The organism is Halorubrum salipaludis (assembly GCF_002286985.1).
In the GTDB taxonomy this organism is placed as follows: Archaea; Halobacteriota; Halobacteria; order Halobacteriales; family Haloferacaceae; genus Halorubrum; species Halorubrum salipaludis.
The window spans coordinates 188,338-211,734 of sequence record NZ_NSKC01000001.1 but is presented as its reverse complement, the minus strand read 5'-3'; the positions used below and the strand labels follow the sequence as shown (position 1 = coordinate 211,734).

24 protein-coding genes are annotated in these 23,397 nt (G+C 70.0%); 8 read left to right on the top strand and 16 right to left on the bottom strand.

Annotation, left to right across the window (positions count from 1 at the left end; all coding sequences use genetic code 11):
* Positions 1-27: 27 nt before the first annotated feature.
* The 3 genes from kynU to CK500_RS01015 form a co-directional block, all read right to left on the bottom strand.
* Positions 28-1,479: a kynureninase gene (gene kynU / locus CK500_RS01025; protein WP_095635401.1), complete on the bottom strand. Its 1,452-nt coding sequence runs from the start codon at positions 1,477-1,479 to the stop codon at positions 28-30.
* Between the two features lie 69 nt (positions 1,480-1,548).
* Positions 1,549-4,233 carry a leucine--tRNA ligase gene (leuS, locus tag CK500_RS01020; protein WP_095635400.1) on the bottom strand — a complete coding sequence of 895 codons (2,685 nt, stop codon included), beginning with the start codon at positions 4,231-4,233 and terminating at the stop codon, positions 1,549-1,551.
* A gap of 251 nt (positions 4,234-4,484) precedes the next feature.
* Positions 4,485-6,725, bottom strand: coding sequence for a hypothetical protein (locus tag CK500_RS01015; protein WP_095635399.1), 2,241 nt, complete (start codon positions 6,723-6,725; stop codon positions 4,485-4,487).
* 174 nt (positions 6,726-6,899) lie between these two features.
* Between CK500_RS01015 and CK500_RS01010 the strand changes: the two genes are divergently transcribed.
* Positions 6,900-7,325 (top strand): hypothetical protein, encoded by a 426-nt coding sequence (locus CK500_RS01010; protein ID WP_095635398.1) that lies wholly within the window; start codon positions 6,900-6,902, stop codon positions 7,323-7,325.
* Between the two features lie 14 nt (positions 7,326-7,339).
* Here the strand turns inward: CK500_RS01010 and hisE are convergent, their stop codons facing one another.
* From hisE to CK500_RS00995, 3 genes are all read right to left on the bottom strand, one after another.
* A complete protein-coding gene (gene hisE / locus CK500_RS01005; protein WP_095635397.1) occupies positions 7,340-7,684 on the bottom strand; it encodes a phosphoribosyl-ATP diphosphatase in 345 nt (114 codons plus the stop codon).
* Complete coding sequence (gene pdxT, locus CK500_RS01000) at positions 7,681-8,274, bottom strand: pyridoxal 5'-phosphate synthase glutaminase subunit PdxT (RefSeq protein ID WP_095635396.1); 594 nt, start codon at positions 8,272-8,274, stop codon at positions 7,681-7,683. The genes hisE and pdxT overlap by 4 nt, the downstream gene beginning before the upstream one ends.
* A 109-nt stretch (positions 8,275-8,383) precedes the next feature.
* Positions 8,384-8,548 (bottom strand): preprotein translocase subunit Sec61beta, encoded by a 165-nt coding sequence (locus CK500_RS00995; RefSeq protein ID WP_095635395.1) that lies wholly within the window; start codon positions 8,546-8,548, stop codon positions 8,384-8,386.
* Positions 8,549-8,731: 183 nt separating this feature from the next.
* Here CK500_RS00995 and CK500_RS00990 point away from each other — a divergent pair, with 183 nt between their 5' ends.
* A complete protein-coding gene (locus CK500_RS00990) occupies positions 8,732-9,001 on the top strand; it encodes a thioredoxin family protein (protein WP_004049143.1) in 270 nt (89 codons plus the stop codon).
* A 114-nt stretch (positions 9,002-9,115) separates the two neighbouring features.
* Complete coding sequence (locus tag CK500_RS00985; RefSeq protein WP_095635394.1) at positions 9,116-9,265, top strand: 50S ribosomal protein L40e; 150 nt, start codon at positions 9,116-9,118, stop codon at positions 9,263-9,265.
* 96 nt (positions 9,266-9,361) lie between these two features.
* On the opposite strand, the gene CK500_RS00980 is transcribed toward CK500_RS00985, so the two are convergent.
* The 3 genes from CK500_RS00980 to CK500_RS00970 are packed head-to-tail and all read right to left on the bottom strand — an operon-like array spanning position 9,362 to position 12,656.
* Positions 9,362-10,006, bottom strand: a complete 645-nt coding sequence (locus CK500_RS00980) for a dolichol kinase (protein WP_095635393.1) — start codon at positions 10,004-10,006, stop codon at positions 9,362-9,364.
* A 4-nt stretch (positions 10,007-10,010) separates the two neighbouring features.
* Positions 10,011-11,807 carry a glycine--tRNA ligase gene (gene glyS, locus CK500_RS00975; protein ID WP_095635392.1) on the bottom strand — a complete coding sequence of 599 codons (1,797 nt, stop codon included), beginning with the start codon at positions 11,805-11,807 and terminating at the stop codon, positions 10,011-10,013.
* Positions 11,808-12,656, bottom strand: a complete 849-nt coding sequence (locus CK500_RS00970; protein ID WP_095635391.1) for a CBS domain-containing protein — start codon at positions 12,654-12,656, stop codon at positions 11,808-11,810.
* 311 nt (positions 12,657-12,967) lie between these two features.
* Here CK500_RS00970 and CK500_RS00965 point away from each other — a divergent pair, with 311 nt between their 5' ends.
* Entirely contained in the window at positions 12,968-13,189 is a 222-nt protein-coding gene (locus CK500_RS00965; protein WP_095635390.1) for a DUF7556 family protein, read from the top strand.
* An 84-nt stretch (positions 13,190-13,273) separates the two neighbouring features.
* Here the strand turns inward: CK500_RS00965 and CK500_RS00960 are convergent, their stop codons facing one another.
* From CK500_RS00960 to CK500_RS00950, 3 genes are read right to left on the bottom strand one after another with little or no spacing between them, the layout of a single operon-like run.
* A complete protein-coding gene (locus CK500_RS00960) occupies positions 13,274-14,179 on the bottom strand; it encodes a ketopantoate reductase family protein (protein ID WP_095635389.1) in 906 nt (301 codons plus the stop codon).
* A gap of 58 nt (positions 14,180-14,237) precedes the next feature.
* The gene (locus CK500_RS00955) at positions 14,238-15,443 is read right to left on the bottom strand and encodes a pyridoxal-phosphate dependent enzyme (protein WP_095635388.1); all 1,206 of its coding nucleotides are present in this window, start codon (positions 15,441-15,443) and stop codon (positions 14,238-14,240) included.
* Positions 15,443-16,399 (bottom strand): succinylglutamate desuccinylase/aspartoacylase family protein, encoded by a 957-nt coding sequence (locus CK500_RS00950; RefSeq protein WP_095635387.1) that lies wholly within the window; start codon positions 16,397-16,399, stop codon positions 15,443-15,445. The genes CK500_RS00955 and CK500_RS00950 overlap by 1 nt, the downstream gene beginning before the upstream one ends.
* 154 nt (positions 16,400-16,553) lie before the next feature.
* On the opposite strand from CK500_RS00950, the gene CK500_RS00945 reads away from it, so the two are divergent.
* Positions 16,554-18,716: a caspase family protein gene (locus CK500_RS00945; RefSeq protein WP_095635386.1), complete on the top strand. Its 2,163-nt coding sequence runs from the start codon at positions 16,554-16,556 to the stop codon at positions 18,714-18,716.
* Here CK500_RS00945 and CK500_RS17705 read toward each other — a convergent pair.
* Positions 18,713-18,844 (bottom strand): DUF7503 family protein, encoded by a 132-nt coding sequence (locus tag CK500_RS17705; RefSeq protein WP_255521203.1) that lies wholly within the window; start codon positions 18,842-18,844, stop codon positions 18,713-18,715. The genes CK500_RS00945 and CK500_RS17705 overlap by 4 nt on opposite strands.
* 208 nt (positions 18,845-19,052) lie before the next feature.
* Here CK500_RS17705 and CK500_RS00940 point away from each other — a divergent pair, with 208 nt between their 5' ends.
* Entirely contained in the window at positions 19,053-19,301 is a 249-nt protein-coding gene (locus CK500_RS00940) for a hypothetical protein (protein ID WP_095635385.1), read from the top strand.
* Between the two features lie 94 nt (positions 19,302-19,395).
* Positions 19,396-20,193, top strand: a complete 798-nt coding sequence (locus CK500_RS00935; protein ID WP_095635384.1) for a helix-turn-helix transcriptional regulator — start codon at positions 19,396-19,398, stop codon at positions 20,191-20,193.
* 303 nt (positions 20,194-20,496) lie between these two features.
* Here the strand turns inward: CK500_RS00935 and CK500_RS00930 are convergent, their stop codons facing one another.
* A complete protein-coding gene (locus CK500_RS00930) occupies positions 20,497-21,030 on the bottom strand; it encodes an inorganic diphosphatase (protein WP_095635383.1) in 534 nt (177 codons plus the stop codon).
* Between the two features lie 434 nt (positions 21,031-21,464).
* Here CK500_RS00930 and CK500_RS00925 point away from each other — a divergent pair, with 434 nt between their 5' ends.
* On the top strand, positions 21,465-21,824 hold the full coding sequence (locus CK500_RS00925) for a PadR family transcriptional regulator (protein ID WP_095635382.1): 360 nt from the start codon (positions 21,465-21,467) through the stop codon (positions 21,822-21,824).
* A 105-nt stretch (positions 21,825-21,929) separates the two neighbouring features.
* Here the strand turns inward: CK500_RS00925 and CK500_RS00920 are convergent, their stop codons facing one another.
* Entirely contained in the window at positions 21,930-22,619 is a 690-nt protein-coding gene (locus CK500_RS00920) for a DUF7108 domain-containing protein (protein WP_095635381.1), read from the bottom strand.
* A complete protein-coding gene (gene rnhA, locus CK500_RS00915) occupies positions 22,606-23,202 on the bottom strand; it encodes a ribonuclease HI (RefSeq protein WP_095635380.1) in 597 nt (198 codons plus the stop codon). Before rnhA ends, CK500_RS00920 begins: the two co-directional genes overlap by 14 nt.
* Positions 23,203-23,397: the final 195 nt, after the last annotated feature.

The following is a 23,397-nucleotide window of genomic DNA, read 5'->3' as shown; positions in this document are numbered from 1 at the left end:
CGCGACGCGACCAGATCGACGCGACCGCTACGTCACCCCGCCCTCGCTCGTCGCGTAGCTCTCGTGCGCCCCCGACTTGAGGATCGCCTCGATCTCGTCGACCACTTCCAGCACGTCGGCGAATCCGGTGTACGGCGCCGCCGGACACACTCGAACCACGTTCGGCGGCCGGAAGTCGACGACCACGCCGCGGTCTCTTAAGGCCTCGCTCAGCCGTTCCGCGTCGGGGTGTTCGAGGGCGACGTGGCCCCCGCGAGCCGCGTGTTCGCGCGGCGTTCCGACGTCGACCGCCGGGAGCCGGGCGTCGACTAAGGCGATCAGGAAGTCGGTGAGCGCGAGCGACTTCTCTCGGAGACGCTCGATCCCGGCCTCCCGAAGGAGTTCGACCGACCCCTCGAGGGGCGCCGCGGCGAGCAGCGGCGGGGTGCCGATCTGCCACGCCCCTGCCGACTCCGCGGGCGTGTACTCCATGTTCATCTCGAACTGGGTCGCCTTCTCGTGGCCCCACCACCCCGCCAGTGCGGGCGTGAGCCCGTGATGGCGCTCGGCGACGAACAGCGCCCCGATCGAACCGGGGCCGGCGTTGAGGTACTTGTAGGTGCACCACACCGCGAAGTCGATGCCGGCGTCGCCGAACTCGTGCGGGACCGCCCCCGCGGAGTGAGCCGCGTCGAACCCGACGTACGCGCCCGCCTCGTGGGCGGCGTCGGCGATCCGCGCGACGTCGAACAGCTGTCCGGAGCGGTACAGCGCGGTCGGCATGCAGACGATCCCCACGTCGTCGTGTGCCGCCAGCGCGGCCTCGATGTCGCGGGGGTCGATGGTCCGCCCGTCCCGGCTCGGAACGACGCGGAGCTTCTCGTCCGGGTCGATCCCGCGCTGGCGGAGCTGCGCGCGGACCGCGTAGTGGTCCGAGGGGAAGTCGAGCTCGTTGACGAGGACGGCGGGCTCGGTGTCGGGGCCGCCGTCCGGTTCCCACGTCCCGTCGGCCGCCTCGAACTCCTCCCGATCCGGGCCGTTCCCCGCCAGCAGCTCGTCGAGGAAGGTGCCGATCAGCGTGTGGACGTTGACGGTGATCGAGTTGCCGACGACGACCTCGCTCGGGTCGGCGCCGACGAGGGGCGCGAGCGCGTCGCCGAGCCGCTCGCCGACCTCGAACCACGGCGGGTCGGCGTCGGTCCACCCCCCGATCAGCCGGTCGCGCCACTCGTCGACGACGCGGTCGAGGCTCGCGAGGGCCGCGTCGCTCGCGGGGCCGAGCGAGTTGCCGTCCATGTACAGGACGCCGTCGGGCACGTGGTACCGGTCGGCGAACCCGGAGAGCGGGTCGCCGTCGTCGAGGCGGGCGGCGAGGACGGCGGGGTCGGGGTCGGCCGCGCCCCCACCGTCCGCAGCGCCGAGACCCTCGCCCGCGAGGACGTCGCGGGCGGGGGCGTAGGGGCCCCCGGACTCGCCGCTCGCCGCGTCGGAATCGTCCATACACGGGGGGACGCCGCCGGCGACTAAGCCCTTCCGGGCCGCCGGATCTGTTTATAAATGGTCGGGCCGCTACTCGACGATATCGATCGCCGGGCGACCCGGCTCGGCCTTTCGAACCACCGAGTCGTCGGCGTCGGCCGCGCGCTCGACGCGGACCGGGGCGTCGAACTCGCGCTCGATCAGCCACGAGGCCGCGCGCAGCGCCTCGTACTCCTCGTCGCCCGACAGGGTCTCCCGGAGCGCCTCGCGGTTCGCCTGCAGGTCCTGTCCGTAGGAGGCGGCGTCGTCGCCCCGCTCGCGGATGTGGCTCTCCGCCATCAGCTCCGAGATGAGGTTGTCGGCGTCGCTGTCGATCGCGATCGACAGGGCGTCGTACTTCCAGTCGGGCGCGACAACCACGTCGATGCGCTCGGGGTCCTCGATGCCGGCAACCTCGACGATGTCGCGCACGTCCTCGCGGGTGTTCTCGACTAACCGGCGACGCTTCTCGACCGTCTCGCGGTCGACCGTCGCGGTCGGCCAGTCGGCCTCGACGACGAACCCGTCGCGGCCAAGCGTCTCCCACAGCTCCTCGGCCAGGTGCGGGACGACCGGCGCGAGCAGGCGGACGGCGACGTCCAGCCCGCGCTCGTAGGTCTCCGGGTGCGGGTCGGCGTGCCCCCGGTAGCTCCGGAGCGTCCCCACGAGGTCCTGCGCCTCGCGCAGCGCGACGTTGAAGGTGAGGTCGTCGTACTCACCGCCCGCGATGGCGACGGCGGCGTCGATCTCGTCGGCGACGTAGTCGTCGACCGTGTCGCGGTCGGCGCCCTCGGCGTCGCCGTCGCCGGCGAGCGACGCGTCGCCCGCGGCGTACTCCTCGACGAGGTCCGTCAGCCGCGCCAGGAAGCGGTGCGTCGACTTGACGCCCTCCTCGGACCAGTCGAAGTCGCGCTCGGGCTGGGCGGCCTGCATCATGAACAGCCGGGCCGTGTCGGCGCCGTACTCGTCGACGATGCGCTGGGGGGAGACCGTGTTCCCCACCGACTTGGACATCTTCTCGCCCTCCAGCTGGACCATCCCCTGCGCCAGCAGGTTCGTGAACGGCTCGCGGTGCTCCAGCCCCTCCTCGTCGGCCAGCACCTTGGTGACGAACCGGGAGTACAGCAGGTGCATCACGGCGTGCTCGATGCCGCCGACGTACTGGTCGACCGGCATCCAGTCGTTCGCGCGCTCTAAGTCGAAGGGGACCGCCTCGTCGCCCGGCGAGACGTAGCGCAGGAAGTACCACGAGGAGTCGACGAACGTGTCCATCGTGTCGGTCTCGCGGGTCGCGGGGCCGCCGCACTCCGGACAGGTCGTCTCCTTCCACTCCTCGGCGGCGTCCAGCGGGTTCCCGGTGGTGTTGATGAACTCCGGCAGCTCGACCGGCAGGTCCTCCTCGGGCACCAGCACCGAGCCGCAGTCGTCGCAGTGGACGACCGGGATCGGGGTCCCCCAGTAGCGCTGTCGGGAGATTCCCCAGTCGCGCAGGCGGTACTGGGTGGTCGCCTCGGCGCTCTCGATGTCCTCGGTCAGCCGCTCGCGGGCCGTCTCGCTGTCGAGCCCGCTGTACTCGCCCGAGTTGATGACGACGCCGTCGTCGGTGAACGCGGCCTCGCTCACGTCGGGCGCGTCCGGGACCGTCTCGCCGTCCCAGTCGTCGGGCTCCGGCGCGATCACCGGCTCGATGTCGACGCCCATCTTCTCGGCGAACGCGTGGTCGCGCTCGTCGTGGCCGGGCACCGCCATCAGCGCGCCCGTCCCCACGTCCGAGAGGACGAAGTCGGCGACGAAGACGGGGATCTCCTCGCCCGTCGCGGGGTTCGTGGCGGTGAGCCCGGTCTCGACGCCGTTGGGCTCGTCGCCCTCGGGGTCGGCCTCGTGGTGGACGAACTCGTGGACCGCGTCGTCCTCGTCGGCCAGCTCCTCCGCGATCGGGTGGTCCGGCGCCAGCGCGAAGAACGTCGCGCCGTGGATCGTGTCGATCCGCGTCGTGAACGCCGTGACAGGGCCGTGACCCTCGACGTGGAAGTCCACCTCGCTCCCGTGCTGGCGGCCGATCCAGTTGCGCTGCATCTGGCGCACGGAGTCGGGCCACCCCTCCAGCTCGTCGATGGCGTCGATCAGCTCGTCGGCGTACTCCGTGATCTCTAAGAACCACTGGTCTAGGTCCCGCGTCTCGACGGGGGTGTCACAGCGCCAACACAGCTCGTCGTCGCCCTCCACCTGCTCGTCGGCGAGGACGGTCTCGCAGGACGGACACCAGTTCACCTCGGCGTCGCGGCGCTCGACGAGCCCCGCCTCGTGGAACTGCCGGAACAGCCACTGGTTCCACCGGTAGTACTCGGGGGTGCAGGTGGTGACCTCGCGGTCCCAGTCGTAGCCGAACCCCATCGACTTCATCTGGCCGCGCATCGTGTCGATGCAGTCGAACGTCCAGTCGCGGGGGTTCGTGTCCCGCTCCTTGGCGGCGTTCTCGGCGGGCAGACCGAACGCGTCCCACCCCATCGGGTGGAGCACGTCGTCGCCCCGCATCCGGCGGTACCGGGCGTACGCGTCCGTGATCGTGTAGTTGCGGACGTGGCCCATGTGGAGCTTCCCGGACGGGTACGGGTACATCCCCAGCACGTAGGTGGGGTCGTCCACCTCGTCCGGCGTGCGATACACGGAGGCGTCCTCCCACGCCTCCTGCCACCGTTTCTCGACCGCGGTGTGGTCGTAACCCTCCTGAGACATCTGCTTATATACTCGTGGTCGGGTCGGCGTCGTATAGCTTTCCATCCAGTGGTGCGGCGTGGCACACCCTCACGCAGCGGCTCGCGGCGCGAAAAAGCGGCTCGTCGCCCGCGCCCCCTCTACAGCTTCTCCGATTCCTGCCTACAGCTTCTCCGATTCCTGCCTACAGCTTCTCCGATTCCTGCCTACAGCTTCTCCGATTCCTGCCTACAGCTTCTCCGATTCCCGCCTACAGCTTCTCCGATTCCCGCCTACAGCTTCTCCGATTCCCGCGCCTGCTCGACGCGCCGCGTCGCCTGCTCGACCCGCTTTCCGGTCGCGTTCGCGAGGCCCGGCGGGAGCCCGTCTCGCGCCGCCGCGAGCCGTTCCTCGATTCGGGCGATCCGATCGAGCACGTTCTCCAGCTGGCGCTCCGTCCCCTCGCCGTCGCCCTCGCGGGCGCGCTGCTCGGCCCGTTCCGCGTGGTCGACCGCGGCGGCGAGCGCGCGTTCGAGCCCGTTCACCGCGTTCGACGGGCCGCCGTCGTCGGATCCGCCTCCGCCCGAGTCCCCGTCGTCACCGTCGTCGCCGTCGCTTCCGTCGTCGTCGCTGTCGCTCCCGTCATCGTCGTCGCCCCCGCCCTCGGCCGCCGCGGCCGCCACCTCCGCCCGGGTCTCCTCGGCCACGTCGGCGACGAACCCGGCGAGCGACGCCGCGCCCGTCTCGGGCCGGTCGATCCGGATCGGGTCGTTTCCGTCGGAGCCGTCCCCTCCGGCCGCCGGGTCCGGGTTGACCCGACTGGCGCCGATCTCGCCGTCGGCGTCGCGCACCTCGTTCGTGTACGCGCCGCCCGCGTGGACGTACACCGCGTCGCTCCCGTCGACCGCCGAGTCGTAGATCCGGCCCGCGAAGTCGTCCTCGATCGCGTTCCGAGTCACGTCGACGTCGCTCTCGGCGTCCGACAGCTCGACCTTCGTCGCGTTCTCGCGGGCGACGAGGGGGATCTCGCCGTCGACGCCCGCGGTCGTCACGGGCTCGTCCGCCGAGACCGTCAGCCCCTCGCTGTGGGGCGCCTGCCCCGCGCCGTTGACGGTGAGCCGGTGGTCGCCCTCGGGGACCCCGTTCGCGACCACGACCCCGCCGGCGAACGTCGGCACCGCCTCCGGGTCGCTCTCGATCAGGACGAACGACTCGGTGACCGCGTCCGTCGTCGTCAGCCCCTCGCCCTCCGGGGCGTCGTCGCTCTCCGTCGCTCGGGTGACGCGGGCGACGACCCCGTCCAGCCCCTCGGCCGCCGCGTCGCCGAACGACTCGTCGTCAGCGATAGCGTCGTACCGCGCGGCGAGATCCGACCGGTGGTTGCCGGCGGTCACGTCGAGCGCCGGGTTCCCGTAGCGCGGCTGCTCCCACGGGACGCCCGTGGTCGTGAGGTGACCGGCGACGGCGTCCTCGACCGCCTCCGGGACCGCGAACTCGAAGCTCAGCTGCGGGCCGGTGAACGCCGAGATGTCCTCCAGCTCGGCACTCTCGACCAGCTCGTACTCGATCACCTCCTCGGCGGTCTCGTCCGCGGCCGCGTCCTCGCGGTCGGCGTGCCGGAAGGCGATCCCCGTCTCCCGGAGCGGGAGGTCGGTCGGCGGCGACCCCAGCGCGTCGAGCGATCGGACCGTCAGCGCCCCGTCGACCAGCGATTCGGAGGTGACCGAGGGGAGGTCCGGGTGCTCGTAGATCGGCGCGCCCTCGTACTCGGGGACGACGAACGGGAGCCGGGTCCCCTCGTCGCGCGGGAGCCCGTACGCGATGGGGGCCCCGAGGAGGTCCTCGACGGTGTCGATCGTCGCGTTCGTGATGTCCGCCAGTAACCCCTCCTCGCCGACGCGCTGGAACCGGTCGGGGATCTCGTTGACCGAGAGGGTGCTGGAGTGCGACCCGAGCTCCGAGAGGATCCGCGGAACGGCGTCCGGATCGGGGTCGAGGAACTCGTTGTTCGGCACGCTGCGGGAGTGCGAGCTGGCGACGTACAGCTGCGGGTCGCCGGCGTCGAGGTCGACGAAGACGTGGAGCACCTCCCAGTCGTGCCAGTGGAAGTTGGCGGTGAACTGGTCGAACGCGGAGTAGAGCCAGAACTGGACGACCGCGAGCGGCGAGTCCTCGTACCGGACCCCGTTGTAGAAGACCGTCGGGTCCGGCGGCTCGCCCGCCTCGTCGTAGCGCTCGTGGTAGCCGTCGAACGCCTCGAACCCGTCGACGACCGTCTCGCCGTCCTCCTCGACGGCGTACGGACGCGGGTCGGTCGGGAACCACGGCTCGGCGGAATCGAAGTACAGCGTCGGCGCGAACCGCGCGGCGAGCTCGTCGAGCGTGTCCGGATCGAGGTCCTCCGTGGCCGCGTCGCTCGGCATCGAATCGGACCCGGAGCCCGAACAGCCCGCGACCGCGGCGCTTCCGGCCCCCGCGAGCGCGCCGAGGACGGTCCGCCGGTCGACGGTTCCGCGATCCGACTCCTCGGTCACGCTCGGCCTCCGTCGGACCGCACGCCGACATGGTTCGGTCGTGTTCGCGGTTCCGGACTCATTTCGTCGTGTAACGCACACACCGGCGAATAAGTCTTCTGACGGAGACCCGAGACGGTTGCCGATCTGAACGGCGGGCTAAGGTATTTGCGCCCGGCCGAGTGATTTCCCGGTATGGACGGGAAGAAGGCCCTCTACTACGGCGCAGTTGCGATCGCGGTCTTCATCGGCGTCAGCGTCCTCATATCCGTCGCCTGGTGGTTCCTGAGCCTCGTGTGGGCGATCGCCACCGGGATCGTCTCGCTCGCCGTGTTCGTCGGTGTCGTCTACGCCCTCTACAAGGCCGGGGCGTGGGCGTTCGGCGACGACGCGAGCCACGCCGCCGGGGAGTCGCTCGGGCGGTCGCGTTCGTCTTCGGCGTCGTCGACCGGTAGCGGCTCGGAGAGCCGGCAGGATCGGCTCCGCAGACAGTACGTCGAGGGACAGATCAGCGAGGCGGAGTTCGAGCGCCGGATCGCGAGCGAACTGGAGACGGAGGAGCTCGACGACATCGATCGGGAGCTCGCCGATATCGATCGGGAGATCGAACGGGAGCGGTAGGGAGCCGGCGACTCTCAGAACCGGTCCCGGAGCTCGCCGCGCAGGTCGTCGAGGTCGAGGTCCTTCATCGCGAGCAACACCAGCAGGTGGTAGACCAGGTCCGCGCTCTCCGCGGTGAGCTCGTCGAGCTCGTCGTCTTTCGCCGCGAGGATCGCCTCGGTGGACTCCTCGCCGATCTTTTCTAGGACGGCGTTCTCGCCCTTCTCGTGGGTGAACAGCGAGGCGGTGTACGACCCCTCCGGAAGCTCTTCCTTCCGCGACTCGATGGTGGCGAACAGCTCGTCGAGGACGGCCTCGCGGACCTCGTTGTCGGCGGCGTGCGCGGAGTCGTCGTCACCGCCCGCGTCGGGCTCGCTCACGCGACCACCTCCCGCTCCGGGAAGAAGGCGAGGTCGTGGATCCGCGGGTCGTCGGTGAGTTCGGGGTGGAACGCGGTGGCCACGACGGGCCCGTCCCGGACCGCGACCGGGCGGCCGTCGACGGTCGCGAGGACCTCGACGCCCGGCCCCACCTCGTCGATGAGCGGCGCGCGGATGAACACGGCGTGGAACGGGTCGTCGAGGCCGTCGACGGGCACCTTCGCCTCGAAGGAGTCCTTCTGCCGGCCGAACGCGTTGCGGTCGACGGAGGCGTCGACGAGCCCGAGCGCGTCGACCCGGTCGTCCTTCGCGTCCCGCGAACAGACGATGAGTCCCGCGCAGGTGGCCAACACGGGCTTCCCGTTCGCGACGTGCTCGCGGATCTCCTCGTCGATCCCCTCCCGCCGGATCAGCCGCGAGATGGTCGTCGACTCCCCGCCGGGCATGAGGAGCACGTCGCAGTCGGGGACGATCCCCGCGTCCCGGACCTCGACGACCTCCGCGGGCTCGCCGTGCGCGGCCGCGGCGTTCTCGACCGCCGCGGCGTGTTCGGCCACGTCCCCCTGAACGGCGATGACGCCTGCTTGCATGGGAACCGGTCGGGGTGGGACGGGCAAAAAGGGCGCGCTACGGAGCGAGAAAGCGAACCGCTGACGAATGTAGTGAGGTGTGAGGAACCGAAAGCCCCGATCGGCCGATCTACGCGACCGTCAGCGAGAGGATCTGTACGAACACGCCGAAGAGGATGCAGAACGCGAGGACGGTCTTCGGGTCGATCGAGATCGCGTCCCGGCCCTCGCTGTCGAAGTAGCGGACGAGGCCCGCGCTGGACATCAGCCCGCCGGAGTTGGAACCGCTGCTCATACCCGACGGTGCGTCTCGCGGCATTCTAAACGTTTCGTTCGGGACCGAAACGACGCGCCCGCGAGGCGTCCGGCGTCGCGGTCGCGCGAAGGCGCGTAGCCGGCCCGACCGCCGCGGTTCCAGCCGGCGCGTGCACAAGTGGGAAACCCTTATGCGCCGCCCGGCGGTAGATTGCGCCGGATAATGACTGTTCGACTGCTGGATTTTCACGCTGACTGGTGCGGCCCGTGTAAGACGCAGGACCCGATTCTGGAGGAGATCCAGGAGGACCTCGGCGACGCCTTCGAGCTGCAGAAGGTGAACGTTGACGAGGAGCAGGACGTCGCCAACCAGTACCAGGTGCGATCGCTGCCGACCCTCATCATCGAGAACGACGAGGGCGTCGTCGACCGGTTCGTCGGCGTCACCCAGCGCGAGGACATCGAGGCTGCGCTCTCGGAAGCGGGCGCGTAACGGCCGAACCACGGTCTTCTGAGGTGAATCACGGGCGCTCGGTGCGCTTCGAAGCGACCACCACGACCCGTCGCGTCTCGCAACCTTTTACAGCGTCGGCCCGACAGTAGGGGTATGGCCAGTTTCGACGCCGCGGAACGCCGCAACCTCGACCGACACATCTGCATGCGCTGTAACGCCCGCAACTCCCCGGACGCGAACCGCTGCCGCAAGTGCGGCTACACGAAGCTTCGCCCCAAGGCGAAGGAACGCCGCGCGGCGTAGATCGGTCGCCGACCGCCCCTCGTTTCTCCTGCAGATCACTCCTCCGGAGCGACCGGTGCGCGTCGATCGAACGCCTACGCCAACACCGTCGAACGCCTACGCCAACACCGTCACCGCGAGGAGCATGCCGCCGGCCGCGGCGAGCGGGATGGTGAGGTTGTCGTCGACGGCGACGCCCCGGATCACCGGCGGCAGTCCGTCGGCGACCGCGGCGGGGACCGCGCCGGCGAGCGCGACGGCGACGCCGACGCCGGGCCCGAACGCGGGCACGGTGAAGAGGAGCGCCAGCGCGAGGCTAACGACGAACATCGCGATCCACGCGACGGGTCGCTTCGACTCGGTCGCGTCGTTGTCCCCGAGCGCGCCGCTGACGGGATCGCCGAGCGACACCATCCAGATCGCGGGGACCGCGAGCGTCGGCGTCATGCCGGGGATCCCGAGGGCGGGGACCGCGCTTGCCGCGACCGCCGCGGTGCTGATCTGATACATCGCGTAGCCGGCGACGCTGTCGGACTCGTACTCCCGGGTGAGATGCCGATAGACGGCGTGATCGAGCCCGACGACGAGCCGGAGGAACTCCAGCAGACCGACGACCGCGACGCCGACGGCGAGGACCGCGGCCGTCTCGGTCCACGTGAGCCACCCGAGCAGGTACGGGACCGGGAAGAGCGTGCCGCTCGCGTGGACCAGCCGCCGCTCGAACTCTACCTCGGCCCGCCACTCCGCCGCCGGAAGGGACACGGGACTAGCTGGTCTCGACGTCGGTCTCGACTGTCTCGTAGCGGTCCACCAGGTCGTCGAAGTCGCCGCCCGCACGGAGCGCGGCCAGCTCCGCGGCCAGCTCCGCGGCCGGGACCCGGACCTGCGCCGCGGAGTCGCGCTCGCGGACGGTCACGGTGTCCTCCCCGTCGCCCTCGACCCCGTCGCGGTCGACCGTGACGCAGAACGGGGTGCCGATCTCGTCCTGTCGGCGGTAGCGCCGCCCGATCGAGCCGGAGTCGTCGTACGCGACCGCCAGCCCCGCCTCGCGGAGGTCCGCGGCGACCTCGTCGGCCAGCTCGGTGAGCCGGTCGTCGTTGGTCACCAGCGGGAACACCGCGGCGTCCTGCGGCGCGACCTCGGGCTCCAAGGAGAGGAACGTCCGCTCCTCGCCGTCGACCTCGTCCTCGCTGTAGGCGTGCGCCAGCAGCGTCTGGACCGTCCGCCCCACGCCGAAGGAGGGCTCGACGACGTGCGGGGTGAGGTGCTCGCCGTTCTCGGTCACCGTCTCGACCGAGAAGTTCGCCACGTCGGCGTCGACCTCGTGGGTCTCGGCGTCGTCGCCGTCGCCCACCTCGACCGACACCGTCTCGCCGTCGAACGCGTCAGGGTCGCGCTCGGCGAGCGTCTCGAGGGCCTCGGCGACCGCGGCGGCGTCCCCGCCGAACTCGGGGCCGAGCACGGACATGTCGGGGTCGACGGTCGCGCGCTCGACCGTCTTCGGCTCGTCGTAGCGCTTGAACACGGTGAACGCGTCGTCGCCGTAGGCGTCGTGCTTCGAGAGGTCGTAGTCGGAGCGGTACGAGAACCCCGCGATCTCGATCCAGTCGCCGTCGACCTCGCTCTCGGCGTCCCAGCAGTCAGACGCGTAGTGGGCGCGCTCGCCCGCGAGGTGCTGGCGGAACCGGAAGCGGTCGAGGTCGACGCCGACCCGGTCGTACCACCGCTTCGCGACGCCGAGGTAGTAGCCGACCCACGGCGAGCCGATGATCCCCTCGTCGACCGCCTCGCCGACCGTGGTCTCGACGTACTCGCCGTCCTCGGCCTGCTGTTCGGTCGCGGGGTACAGCCGGACCTCGACGTCGCGCACGCGGTCCAGCGGCGGCTCGTCCTCCTCGGGGTCGATGAACTGCTCCAACTCGGCCTGCGTGAACTCGCGCAGCCGGAGGAGCCCGCCGCGCGGCGAGATCTCGTTGCGGTAGGCGGGACCGATCTGGGTGATCCCGAACGGGAGGTTCCCGCGGGCGTACTCCTTCAGCCGCGGGAACTCGACGAAGATCCCCTGGGCCGTCTCCGGCCGGAGGTACCCGGGCTGGGCGTCGCCGGGACCGATGTCGGTCGCGAACATGAGGTTGAAGTCCTCGACCGTCACGCCCGCGAGCGCGGTACCGCAGGACGGGCAGGCGATGTCGTTGTCCGCGATGAGCTCCTCGACCTCCGCGCCGGGGAGCGCCTCGGCGTCCTCGATCTCCGTGACTTCCTCGACGAGGTGGTCGGCGCGGTGGGACTCACCGCACTCGGGGCACTCGACGAGCATGTCGTCGAACGTGTCGAGGTGGCCGGACGCCTCGAAGACGGGCTCCGGCATGATCGTCGGCGCCTCGATCTCGCGGTTCCCCTCCCGGATGGTGAACCGGTCGCGCCACGCGTCCTCGACGTTCTTCTTCAGCGCCGCGCCCTGCGGACCGAAGGTGTAGAAGCCGGCCGTGCCGCCGTACGCGCCGTTCGAGCCGAAGAAGAACCCGCGCCGCTTCGCCAGCTCGACGATCTCCTCGGACGCCATTTATAAGCCCTCCAGCAGGTCCACGTCCCGCACGATGCCGTCGAGGTCGGTGCCGTTGACCAGCGGCACCTGCTCGATGTCGTTGCTGATGAGCTCCTGTGCGACCTCCTTGGCGGTCCGCGTGCCGCTGACGGTGACGAGGTCCGCGGTCATGAAGTGGCGGACCGCTCCCACGGGCAGCTCCACGTTCCGGGTCGGGAGGTAGCGGGCCCCGGTCGCCTTGATCCCCTCCCACGACCACTCGGAGTCCTGCTCGGCGATGGAGTCGCCCGTGCTGGCCTCGCCCTCGACGACGCGGGCGACCTCCAGCACGTCGACCTCGGTGAGGATGCCGGCGAGCCCGGCGTCGTCGTCGAGCACCACGGCGTAGGGGACGTTCGCCAGCCCGATCTCCCGCTCGGCGACCGGCAGCGGGGTCTCGGTGTGTGTCGCGTTGACCGCGCGGGTCGCGAGCCCGCCCACTTCCGTGTCGCCGTCGATCTCGCCGCGGGCGATGGCCCGCACCACGTCGGTGACGGTGATGATCCCGACGAGTTCGTCGCCGTCGACGACCGGGAGCCGGCGCGAGTCCTCGGCCGCCATCGTGGCGGCAGCGTCGCCGATCGCGTCGTCTGCGCCCACCGTCGGCACCTCGCGCATCAGCAGCGCGAGCTGGTCCTCGTCCGGCTGCTCGATCAGGTCGTCGCGGGAGACGAGCCCGCGGTACACCTCGTCGCCGTCGACGTCTTTGACGACCGGCACCGACGAGAAGCCGTACTCCTGGATGTACTCCAGCACGTCGTTCCGGCTCCCCGGGATCTCGACGACGACGAGATCCGACCGCGGCGTCATGGCGTCTGATACGTTCATGCACCGTCTTTCAGCGTGCCACCTCTTGTATACTGCGAAGGTGGTCCGCGAGCCGTTTCCGGCGTGCGACGACGGAATCCGGGGAGTCGCCGGACATCCCCCGCGGGTCACCCGCCGCTCGCCGCCCCGAACCGGCGCCCGTGACAACGAGCCGATCTGTTCGTCGGATCGGCGCTCTACTCGGATAATTTCCCCGTGATCGACGATTGACAAAGCCTCTCGTCCCCGATTATCGGCCCGAAACGCCGATCCGCCGACGGCGGACGCTCTCGGTCCGGAACGCTTATACGTACTGTGAACAATTCACAATCATGTCACGGAGTTCCACTCCATGGGACGACCCGGACCCCGATCACCGCCGGACGGCGCTGCCGACGGATCCGGCCCTCGACGCCGACGACTCGCCGGACGTGATGGCGTCCATCGACTCGTCGTCGTCGCGACCGGAGCTCGTGATCGCGGACGTCTCTCGGGAGAACGCGTGGGTCTCGGTCGACGAGACCGACGCCACCGTCCTCGAGGAGTGGTGTTGAGCCGGTCGCCGACCACCGACAGCTGAGCGTCGGCCTCGGCGAATTCGCTGATTCGCAGAGTTGCCGATTCGCCGATCCCGCGCGTCACCCGGACTCGCGGACCCCTTCTCCGACCTCCCACGCCCGGATCAGCGACGCGATCGTCCGACACGTCGGCGCCGGCACGCCGAACCGGTCGGCGCGCTCGGTCGCGGCGCCGTATATCGCGTCGACCTCGGTCCGGCGACCGGCGGCCACGTCCTCGCACATCGACGACCGGTTGGCGGCGGTGTCGGCGGCGACGCGCTCGACGGCGGCGACCGCCTCGTCGTCGCCGAGGCTGATCCCGTCGGCCCGCGCGACCCGCGCGACCTCGCGGGCCGCCTCGCGGGCCGCCTCGCCGCCCGGCCCGCCGAGGGTCTCCCCGTTCGAGAGCCGCGCGAGCGCCGAGGGACCGTTGATCCCGGCGTTGACCGCGAGCTTCTCGTACCGGCGCCGGGGCATGTCCGCGGCGACGGTCGTCTCGATCCCGGCCTCCTCGAACGCGCTCCCGACGCGCTCCGCGAGCGGGTCGGTCCCGCCCGAGAGCGCCCCGACGACGACCTCGCCCACGCCGGTACAGGTCACCCGCCCGGGTTCGGCGAACCGGGCGCCGTAGCTCGCGGTGCCCGCGAGCACGGTGGGGTCGAGCGCCGCAACCAGCCGCTCCTCCGTGAAGCCGTTCTGGAGCGAGCAGACCGCGTCGTACTCGCCGGTCGCGAGCGCCCGCGCGGCCGCGTCCGTGTCGTACGCCTTCGTCGTGACCACCGCGAGGTCGGCCGTCCGGTGCGTCCCGTCGGTGAGCGCCCGGGGGCGGACGCGGGCGTCGACCGCGCCGTCGATCCGGAGCCCGTCCTCCCGGACCCGTCGCATGTGCGGGTCGCGGCCGACGAGCGTGACCTCGTGCGCCCGCGCCAGCAGCCCCCCGACGAGGCTCCCGAGCGCGCCGGCGCCGTAGACGAGGACCTCCATACGCCTCCCCACGGGACGAGACCGAAAAGGGATGGCGGTGGGACGGCCCTCCGCCCGTTCAGCCCTTCAGCCCGCTCCCGGTCAGGGGGACGACCACGTCGGCGTCGGGCGCGAGGACGCCGCGCTCGCGGAGCTCGCGGAGCGCCGCCGGCGCCACGGCGCAGGTCGGTTCGGTGTAAAAGCCCGCGGCGTGGAGCCGGTCGAGCTCCCGCTCGGCCGCCGCCCGCGTGACCGCGAGCGCGTCGCCGTCGGTGTCGGCGACGGCGTCGAGGACCTCTCGCTTCCGGACCGGCTCGGCGATCTGGATCCCGTCGGCGATCGCGTTGACCCGCCCCTCCGGGTCCGCCGCGTCCGCGCCGTGGAGCTCGCGGACGATCGGCGCGACCCCGGCCGCCTGCGCGCCGAACAGCCGCGGGACCGCGTCGATCCACCCCGCGCGTTCCAGCCGGCGGAAGCCGCGGTAGGCGCCGAGAAAGAGGGTGCCGTGGCCGAGCGGGGTGACGACCGCGTCGGGGGCCTCCCAGCCGCGCTGGGCCGCGATCTCGTAGGCGACGGTCGCGGTCCCCTCGAAGAAGGCCGGGTTCCACGCGTGGCTGGCGTACCACGCGGATTCCCGAGTGCCGCCTCCGGTTTCGCCCCCGCTCCTTCCGTCTCCGATTACCGCGGCCACGCACGCCTCGGTCACGTCCGCGCGGGAGCCCTCGATCCGGACCGGCTCGGCGCCGGCCCGGCGGATCGCGCGGAGCTTCGACTCCTTGACGTCGGCCGGGACGTACACCGCGGCGTCGATCCCGGCGCGCGCCGCGTAGGTCGCGATCGCGGCCCCGGCGTTGCCCGAGGAGTCCTCGACGACGCGCTCGACGCCCAGTTCGCGCGCCCGGGTGAGCGTCGTCGTCGCGCCGCGGTCCTTGAACGAGCCGGTGGGAAAGACGTACTCCAGCTTGAACGCGGCGTTCCACTCGTCGGCCTCCGCCTCGCCGCCCGCGGCCCTCCCGTCCGCGTCGACAAGCGGCGTCATCCCCTCGCCGAGCGTCACCCGGTCGGCGGGGTCGTCGCCGACGGCGATGAGCGAGTCGAACGCCCAGAGCCCGCCGCGGAGGTCGACCGACTCCGGTCCGGCCTCCTCCGGAACCGGCGGGTCGGCGAATTCCAGCGGCGCGCCGCACTCGCAGCGCCACCGGTCCCGCACGGTCGCGCCGCACTCGGGACAGGCGAGCTGCCTCGGGGGAGCGCCGCAGTCCCCCGGATTGCGGCCGGCGGACATCAGTAGCTGTCGACGCTGGTCCCGACCGAACAGACGTACTCGCCGGCGGCCACCTGCGGGAGCCGCCGCGTGCGCCAGAAGACGCCGTCGTCGTCGGCGGTGACGCGGTCCTTCAGTTCGCCGAACACGTCGGTGACCTCGAAGAGGACGTCCCCGGCGGAGACGCGCTCGCCGAGCTCGCGTTCGAACCGGATCAGCCCGCCGGCCGGCGACCCGTACTGGTCGAAGCCGCGCGCCCTCGTCTGGCGTTCTAGACTGACGTCGCCCTCGAGGAAGCCGTAGTGGCGGAGCACGTTGAACACGCCCTCGACGCCGTACCGGATCGACTCCTCGTCCCAGCCGACGCAGCCGCCGAGCTCGGGGTCGACGGTCGGGATGCCGTGTTCCGGGCCGACGCGCGCGAGCTGTCCGTCGGGCCCCTTGATGTCGAGGACGTGGCCGCAGCCGAAGGCCTTCGCCAGCTCCAGGCACTCGCCGTGGAGGCGGTGGCGGATCCCGCAGCGGACCCGCGTCTCGTTTATCATCCGGCTGGTCGACCCCTGGTGGAGGTCCAAGATGAGGTCCGCCCGCTTTGCGGCCTGGAACGTCGCGTGGGCGATGCGCTCGCTCGTCGTTCCGTCCTCGTCGCCGGGGTAGCCGCGGTTCATCTTCCGGTCGTCGATCGGGTTCCGGTGTTCGGCGACCTGGAACGCGAAGTAGTTGACGACGCCGACGACGAGGACCGTCCCGGACAGCTCCGCCGGATCGAGCCGGGGAACGACGCGGTTGACGACGCCGAGCCCGTTGAGCTCGTCGCCGTCGCTGACCGCCTGCATGTACAGCGTCTCGCCGTCCTCGGCGCCGTTGACGACGGCCACCGGCAGCCGGACGGGACTCCCGTCCCGCGTCTCGCCGACCTCGAGACGGCCCGTGTCCGCCTCTCCAGGGGAGGCGCGAGCCGTTCCAAGCGTGATCATTACGCCAACGTGGGCCGGCCGCCCCTTTATCCGTTCGGTCCGCGGCGATCCCCCGACACAACCTTTATCGCCGTCTCGCCCGAGAAGTCGGTAACGACGACCGCGTCGCTCCCCGCGAGGTGCCCCGAGCGCCGATCGCGCGCGGTCCACCCTCATGAGCATCGACATCGACCCGCTGTCCGACGCGGCCGGGCTCACCGTCACGGACCACATCGAGAACACGCAGTTCGAGGTGTACACGGACCGGTCGGTCGAGCCGACCGCGAGCCCCGAGGACGCCCACTACTTTCCGGTCGACGCGAGCGTGACCGTCGAGACCGGTGTCATCGAGATCCCCCGCGTCGCGGTCGTGGAAACCCGCTCCGGCGACGGGAGCCTGCTCACCCGCGGCGACTCCTACGCGATGCCCGCGGGGACGTACCACGTGGGGATCGACCCCGCGCCGACGAAGCTGTACCTCTCGTTTTCGGCGCCGTTCTCCGTGTCGACGACGGAGCGGACGACCCGGATCGATCTGGACACCCCCGCCGAGGTCACGCTCGGGTTCCGGTCGCTCCACCAGGTGCCCGCGGGGACGATCGAGACGCCGACCGATCCCGAGTCGCTGATGGACGCCGTCTCCCTGCTCGGCTCCGCGCTCCAGACGACGAGCCCGGAGCGGTCGTTCCCCACCCTCCGTGGTCACCCGCCGCTGATCGAGCCGGGCGAGGCGCTCCGCGTCCCCGACCGGGTTGAGCCGCTCGACTCCGGCGTTCGGATCGTCGTCCCGCCGGAGTACAGATACCTCTACCCGGTGGTCTCGCTGGCGTACTACTTCGCCGCCGACGTGGTCCCCGGCGACGTACCGCGGATCGAGGGCGACGGCTGGACCCACTCGCTCGAGCCCGACTTCGAGCGCCGGACCGCTGAGGTGCTCCGGCAGGCGTTCCACTTCGACTGTCTCGCGCGCACGGAGGGGTTATACCCGGTCGACCTCCACGAGCGCGAGACCACCGACCTCGACCTCGACTGGGGTCGGCTGTACGACCTCCCGCTTGCGGAGCGGCTCGGCGAGTATCTGGCGGTCCCCTTCGAGCGCGTCGAGCCGGAGCTCCCGCAGTGGACGCTGACGACCGACGTGCGCCCCGACCCCGAGAACGTGGAGCTGCTCCCGTTCGTGGCCGGCGAGCTGTCGATCGTCCGGTCTCCGGAGACGGTGACCCCCGCGGCCGCCGGCGAGGGCGACGGGCTTGGGTTCTTCCGCGGTCCGCGGACCGGCGCCGGCGACCCTCCGACCGAGGCGGCGCCCCTCGGTCCGGACGAGTTCGTCCGGGGCGCCGCCGAGAGCGAGCCCGCCGCTCCCGCCGAGTCACTCGACTCCACCCGCGGCGCCGACGCCTCGTCTGAGCGCGGCGCGGTGCCGACCGACGCCGACTTCGTGCGGCCCGAGCCGGTCGACACGGTCGAGCACGCGTGGGTCGGCGCTGGCGTCCCGCTCGACGCCAACAAGGCCACCCTCGACGCGTACCACCGGCGGCTGGAGGCCGGCGCGGTCGAGCAGTCGCGGATCTCCGTGCTCGTGGTCTGTAACGACGAGCAGATGCGCGAGGAGGGGGAGGTCGCCGACCTCTACGGCCTCCGCGACATGGTCCAGTTCGACATCGAGGTGCGCCACGACCTCACCCGCGAGGAGATGCGCGAGGCCCTGCGGTCCGACGTGGACTTCCTCCACTACATCGGCCACGTCGACGACCGCGGGATGCAGTGCACCGACGAGTACCTCGACCTCACCGCCGAGGACCTCGACGTCGGCGTCAGCGCCTTCCTGCTCAACGCCTGCCAGTCCTACCAGCAGGGCGAGGCCCTCGTTCACCGCGGGTCCCGCGGCGGCATCGTCACCCTCTCCGACGTGGCGAACTCGCCCGCGACCCAGCTCGGCCGGATCATCGCCCGCCTGATGAACAGCGGGTTCAACCTCCGCACCGCGCTCCACGTCGCCAAGCGGGAACTCATCACCGGCCACCAGTACATCGTCGTCGGCGACGGAGGGGCAACCATTTGTCAATGCCGAAGTGGCATGGCTGTTATTTTCAATTTATATAAAGACTCAAAAGACGTGTGGTACTTATCGAGCGAACTCTATCCAAACGGGAACCACGGAATTGGCTCACTTTCGTGGCTTAATATCGATATAGCGGATTCTAACTATTACGTTCCCTCAGATGTTTCCTTTGAAGATGTTAGTAGTACTAGTCTATCCAGCTTACTTGACCTTGAATTAGTTCCAGTTTTCTATGATGGTGAATTAGTCTGGAGTGACAATTTGTCTTTAGATTAGGGGCCTGGGTTTGCACCGCCAACGTTCGCCGCCGCGGGCGCCGCCTGCGTCATCAGCAACAGCGCGGTGAACAGGACGCCGGCCATCTTCGGGTGCTCTGCCACGTAGTCTGCAACACTTTCGTGCATATTGCACAAAATATCGCGTGATATTAACATCAATACCGTTTTGCGGCAACTATTTTCACATATTTAAATACTCATAAATAATAAATTAATATCTCAGCGCACAACGTTCGCACCTCAGCCACTCCGTCACCATCGACAACCGCCGCCCTGATGCCAGTTTCGGGGGTCGCCCCACCGTTTTTTCAGCCTCCCCGGCGGAGGTGGACGTATGACCAACGTTCACGCCGCGATCCGCGACGCGTTCGAGCACACCGACTACGACCTCGGCGACGTCGCCGTCAACCGGCGACAGGTTCGGGTACCGGTGCTCCAGGAGGGTGCCGACCCCGACGCGCTCACCGCGGTGATCGAGGAGGCGCTCGGCGCGGACGCGGTCGTCGCCGCGACGGTCACCACCGAGGCCATCGACGGCGAGGACACCATCGGGACCGTCGTCTCGTTCCGGTACCGGCCGTGAGGTGGTTGCGAGCCCGAACGACGCCGCACGCCGCCTTGCAGGCGTGTGACGCGGTACGATTAACCGTACGGTGTTCGTACACGCGTCTCAGACGATGACGGTCGACGACGGACACGACGGCGCACAGTACCTCGCCGGGTCGCCCGTCCGGGTCGCGATGCTCCGGGCGATCCGAGAGGAACCGCGCCGCCCGGCGGGGCTCACGGACGCGGTCGACGCCACGCGGACGACGGTTCAGCGCATCCTCTCCGGGTTCCGCGAGCGTGACTGGGTCGTCAAGCGCGGCGCGGCCTACCACGTGACGCCGACCGGGAAACGGGTCCACGACGCGTACGAGGCGCTGCTCGACGAGGTCGAGGTCGCGGACCGGTACGGGCGGTTCGCCGCCGACCTCGAGCGCGTCGGCGCCGACTTCCCGCCCGCGGCGATCGACGCCGGGGAGCTGACCGTCGCGGCCGACCGCAACCCCCTCGCCGCGGTCGACCGACTCACCGAACTGCTGCACGAGGGGCGCGGCTCGGAGATCCGCGCGGTCTCGCCCGTCGTCATCCAGCAGTTCAACGACGCGGCCGCGGAGGCGCTCGACGGCGGCGCCGAGATCGAGCTCATTATCGACCGCGACGTGGTCGAGGAGTCGATCGCGGAGTTCGGCCCCGCGACCGACCGGGCGCTCCACGACGACGGCGCGACGGTGTACGTCTCCCCGGAGCCGCTCGAGTACGGGATCTTCCGGTACGACGACCTCGCGTGCGTGACCGCCTACGACCGCAGAAACAACCCCCGCTGCGTGCTCGAATCGACCGATCAGGCCGTGGTCGAGTGGGTCGACGAGCGGTTCGAGTCGTTCGTCGCCGAAGCGCAATGCCTCTCCGCGGTCGTCGAGAACGCCTGATTCAGCGTCGCTACGTGCGGATGTCGGCTACGCGCCGACGTCGGATGCGTGTCGTCGTCGCTACGTATCCGCTCCGTCCTCGGAAGCGTCGTCGGACTCGTCGTCGGGATCGAAGTTGGCGGGGACGACCGTCGGGTGATCGATGCCGACGGACGGCTGGCTGTGTGCGCTCATGGCTCTATCCGTACGTAGGCGACCCACTCTCTAAAAATTACCCATGGGCATAACGCATCCCCGGTGCGGGTGGGTATGCCCAACGGTTATGGGTCGCGGGGAGTCGGAGCCGTCCGACCCGCCCTCCGTCTACTGGAAATTCTCGTCGTACAGGTCCTGCGCGTGTTCGATCGCGTCCTTTGCGGCCGCTTTGTCCTCCCAGCCGAGGGTCTCGACTTCCTTGCCCGCTTCGAGGTTCTTGTACGTCGAGAAGAACTCGTCAATCTCGTCGCGGATCTGCTGGGGGATGTCCTCGAGGTCGTCGATGTGGTCGAACCGCGGGTCCTCCGTGGGCACCGCGATCACCTTGTCGTCCTGCTCGCCGTCGTCGTCCATCTTCATCAGCGCGACGGGGCGGGCCTCGATCACGCAGCCGGGGAACGTCTGGTCCTCGACGAGCACCATCACGTCGAAGGGGTCCTCGTCGTCGTAGTACGACTGCGGGATGAAGCCGTAGTCGTACGGGTAGTGGACGTTCGAGTGGAGTACGCGGTCGAGGACGACGCCGGGGATGTCCTTGTCGTACTCGTACTTGTTCCGCTCGCCTTTGAGACACTCCACGACGGCGTAGATCTCGTCCGGCGCGTTCGGTCCCGTCTCGAGATCTTCCCAGAGGTTGGCCATGTACGGGGTACTCCGTCCATCGGTCGCAAAGTCCTTTCGGGTTCCCGCCGCGGCGACCGACGCTACCGCCTCTCTCCGTTGCCCGCCTCCCTCCGTTGCCCGCCTCGATCTGTCGTCCGCCTCGACGACTGGTTTCTCCCCGTCACTCCTGATCGTTCGGTCGTCTTCGCTTTTCGGCGAGGCGCGTCTTCCGGCGAGATCCTCCGATATATCGGGTGACACATTCGGCCCGAAGATCCCGATTCCGTCGACGATCTGTCGTGTATCCCCGGCTGAAGCCGGAGATCGCTCGGGAACGACGTTCCGCCGGATCGGTGTGTTTGCCACCGCTCTCACCGGTAACGGCTCGATTTTCCGGATTTACTCGTGATGAAGTATTAAAACGTTCGTGAACCTTGAGAAAGGTTATAAGTTCGGGCACCTTCCACCTAACTATGTCAGAGGCACAATCAGTCACTGATGACCCGACGACACGGACGGCGGCGGACCTGACGGCGTTTCAACAGAACATCCTCGCGATCCTCGCGGAGGAGCCGATGTACGGGCTCGCGATCAAGCGGGAGCTCGAGTCGTACTACGGCTCCGAGGTGAACCACGGGCGGCTCTACCCGAACCTCGACGACCTCGTCGAGGACGGGCTCGTCGAGAAGAGCGAGCTCGACAAGCGAACCAACCAGTACGAGCTCACCGAGGCGGGCCACGACGCCGTTCTCGGCCAGCTGGAGTGGGTCCTCGACCGGTTCGTCACCGACGAGGAGCGCGCGGACGAGGTCCGCGCCCTGCTCGGCGAGTAACGACGACCGCGTCACGGGCGTCCCGGGCGGCGACCAACACTTTTGGCACACGCGCGCGGCGAAAGCCGCGCACGCTCGCACGGCTAGCGGCGGCCTCGTCGCCCGTTACTCCTCGGGACCGTCCACGTCCGCCGCGACCGACTCGATCACGGCCAGCGACTCGTCGAGCGCCGCCAGCTGCTCGTCGCTCGGCCAGCCGTTCCGCGGGAAGTACTCCTCGCGGAACTCCGCGCGCATGTCCGGGGTCGCATCGTCGACCGCGCGCACGTAATGATTGCTCATGAACGCCGCGAAGCTCCGGGCGGTGTCGGCGTGCGGCTCGCCGTGCGCCTCGGCGACCGCGTCGGCGACCGCGTCGTTGTACGCGGCGACCTCGCGGTAGCGGTCGGCGTCGCCCGGCCCCGACAGCGACACCTCGACTGCCCGGTCGGTGGTCTCGATCCGGTCGAGCTGAACCGTCCCGTCGTCCATCCACTCCCCGGGGTACAACACGAGCGTGTCGTCCTCGTCGCGCAGCCGCGGGACGTAGTCGTGGCTCTCGACCAGCTCGTCGCGGCGGTCGCGGTAGAACGCGGCCGCCGCCTCGTCCTCCGTCTGCCGGGCGAGTCGGGTGAGCCGCTCCGCCTCGTCGACGACCGCGGCCGGCACGTCGGGAACGCGGTCGTCGCCATCGGCGGCGTCCGCCGCCCCTTCGCCGTCGACTCCCTCCGGCTCCCCGTCGCCGGTCTCCGCCGCCATCACTTCGCGGGCCCGCTCTTTCGCCCACTCCGGGGGCTCGTCGTTAGTTCGGGTCATCGAGTGCCTCGTTCGCCAGATCGTCGGCGCGCTCGTTTATCTCCCGCGGAACGTGGCCGATCGACCACCGGTCGAACCGCGTTAACAGCTCCCGGACCCGGACCCGCTTCTCCCGAAGCTCCGGGTCGTTGGCGTTCCACTCGCCGCGCACCTGCTTGACGATCAGCTGGGAGTCACCGCGCACGTCGATCTCGTCGAAGCCGTGTTCGTCGGCGGCCTCGAGCGCCCGGATCAGCGCGGCGTACTCGGCCTGGTTGTTGGTGGCGCGGCCGATCCGCTCGCCGCCCTCGGCGACGATCCCGTCCGCGGTGACCAGACACCAGCCGACCGCGGCCGGGCCGGGGTTCCCGCGCGAGGCGCCGTCGAAGTAGACGTGCGCGCGTCCGCCGCCCTCGCGCAGGAGGGCCGTCAGGCGGGTCGGATCGCTCCCCTGCACGACGACCTTGTCGTCGTAGGCGACGGCGACCGCTCCGTCGCGCTCGGCGCGCCACCGCTCGTGAGGGGTGTTCCCCCCGTCGATCCGGACGCCGGCGTCCTCCAAGCGGGTCCGCGCGGTCGCCGGATCGCAGTCGATCGTCGGCATTCGTCCGGTCTCCGCGCCCGCCGGACTAATGGCTGTCCGTCCGAGGACGGCAGTCGAAACGCCGACCGTGTGTGAGAATACGAGGAGCGAGGTACGTGGTGAGATTCCGGCCGAGAGCGCGCCTGGGGACCGAACACGTTCGTCCGTTCGATCCCGTGTGGCGAGTTCACACTCTCACGAACTTTTAAGTCAATC

Excerpts from the sequence above, each read along its gene's own strand:
- kynU (WP_095635401.1), bottom strand. The coding sequence starts at position 1,479 with ATGGACGATTCCGACGCGGCGAGCGGCGAGTCCGGGGGCCCCTACGCC.
- leuS (WP_095635400.1), bottom strand. The coding sequence starts at position 4,233 with ATGTCTCAGGAGGGTTACGACCACACCGCGGTCGAGAAACGGTGGCAG.
- CK500_RS01010 (WP_095635398.1), top strand. The coding sequence starts at position 6,900 with ATGGACGGGAAGAAGGCCCTCTACTACGGCGCAGTTGCGATCGCGGTC.
- pdxT (WP_095635396.1), bottom strand. The coding sequence starts at position 8,274 with ATGCAAGCAGGCGTCATCGCCGTTCAGGGGGACGTGGCCGAACACGCC.
- CK500_RS00995 (WP_095635395.1), bottom strand. The coding sequence starts at position 8,548 with ATGAGCAGCGGTTCCAACTCCGGCGGGCTGATGTCCAGCGCGGGCCTC.
- CK500_RS00990 (WP_004049143.1), top strand. The coding sequence starts at position 8,732 with ATGACTGTTCGACTGCTGGATTTTCACGCTGACTGGTGCGGCCCGTGT.
- CK500_RS00985 (WP_095635394.1), top strand. The coding sequence starts at position 9,116 with ATGGCCAGTTTCGACGCCGCGGAACGCCGCAACCTCGACCGACACATC.
- glyS (WP_095635392.1), bottom strand. The coding sequence starts at position 11,807 with ATGGCGTCCGAGGAGATCGTCGAGCTGGCGAAGCGGCGCGGGTTCTTC.
- CK500_RS00970 (WP_095635391.1), bottom strand. The coding sequence starts at position 12,656 with ATGAACGTATCAGACGCCATGACGCCGCGGTCGGATCTCGTCGTCGTC.
- CK500_RS00965 (WP_095635390.1), top strand. The coding sequence starts at position 12,968 with ATGTCACGGAGTTCCACTCCATGGGACGACCCGGACCCCGATCACCGC.
- CK500_RS00960 (WP_095635389.1), bottom strand. The coding sequence starts at position 14,179 with ATGGAGGTCCTCGTCTACGGCGCCGGCGCGCTCGGGAGCCTCGTCGGG.
- CK500_RS00955 (WP_095635388.1), bottom strand. The coding sequence starts at position 15,443 with ATGTCCGCCGGCCGCAATCCGGGGGACTGCGGCGCTCCCCCGAGGCAG.
- CK500_RS00950 (WP_095635387.1), bottom strand. The coding sequence starts at position 16,399 with ATGATCACGCTTGGAACGGCTCGCGCCTCCCCTGGAGAGGCGGACACG.
- CK500_RS00945 (WP_095635386.1), top strand. The coding sequence starts at position 16,554 with ATGAGCATCGACATCGACCCGCTGTCCGACGCGGCCGGGCTCACCGTC.
- CK500_RS17705 (WP_255521203.1), bottom strand. The coding sequence starts at position 18,844 with ATGCACGAAAGTGTTGCAGACTACGTGGCAGAGCACCCGAAGATGGCC.
- CK500_RS00940 (WP_095635385.1), top strand. The coding sequence starts at position 19,053 with ATGACCAACGTTCACGCCGCGATCCGCGACGCGTTCGAGCACACCGAC.
- CK500_RS00935 (WP_095635384.1), top strand. The coding sequence starts at position 19,396 with ATGACGGTCGACGACGGACACGACGGCGCACAGTACCTCGCCGGGTCG.
- CK500_RS00930 (WP_095635383.1), bottom strand. The coding sequence starts at position 21,030 with ATGGCCAACCTCTGGGAAGATCTCGAGACGGGACCGAACGCGCCGGAC.
- CK500_RS00925 (WP_095635382.1), top strand. The coding sequence starts at position 21,465 with ATGTCAGAGGCACAATCAGTCACTGATGACCCGACGACACGGACGGCG.
- CK500_RS00920 (WP_095635381.1), bottom strand. The coding sequence starts at position 22,619 with ATGACCCGAACTAACGACGAGCCCCCGGAGTGGGCGAAAGAGCGGGCC.
- rnhA (WP_095635380.1), bottom strand. The coding sequence starts at position 23,202 with ATGCCGACGATCGACTGCGATCCGGCGACCGCGCGGACCCGCTTGGAG.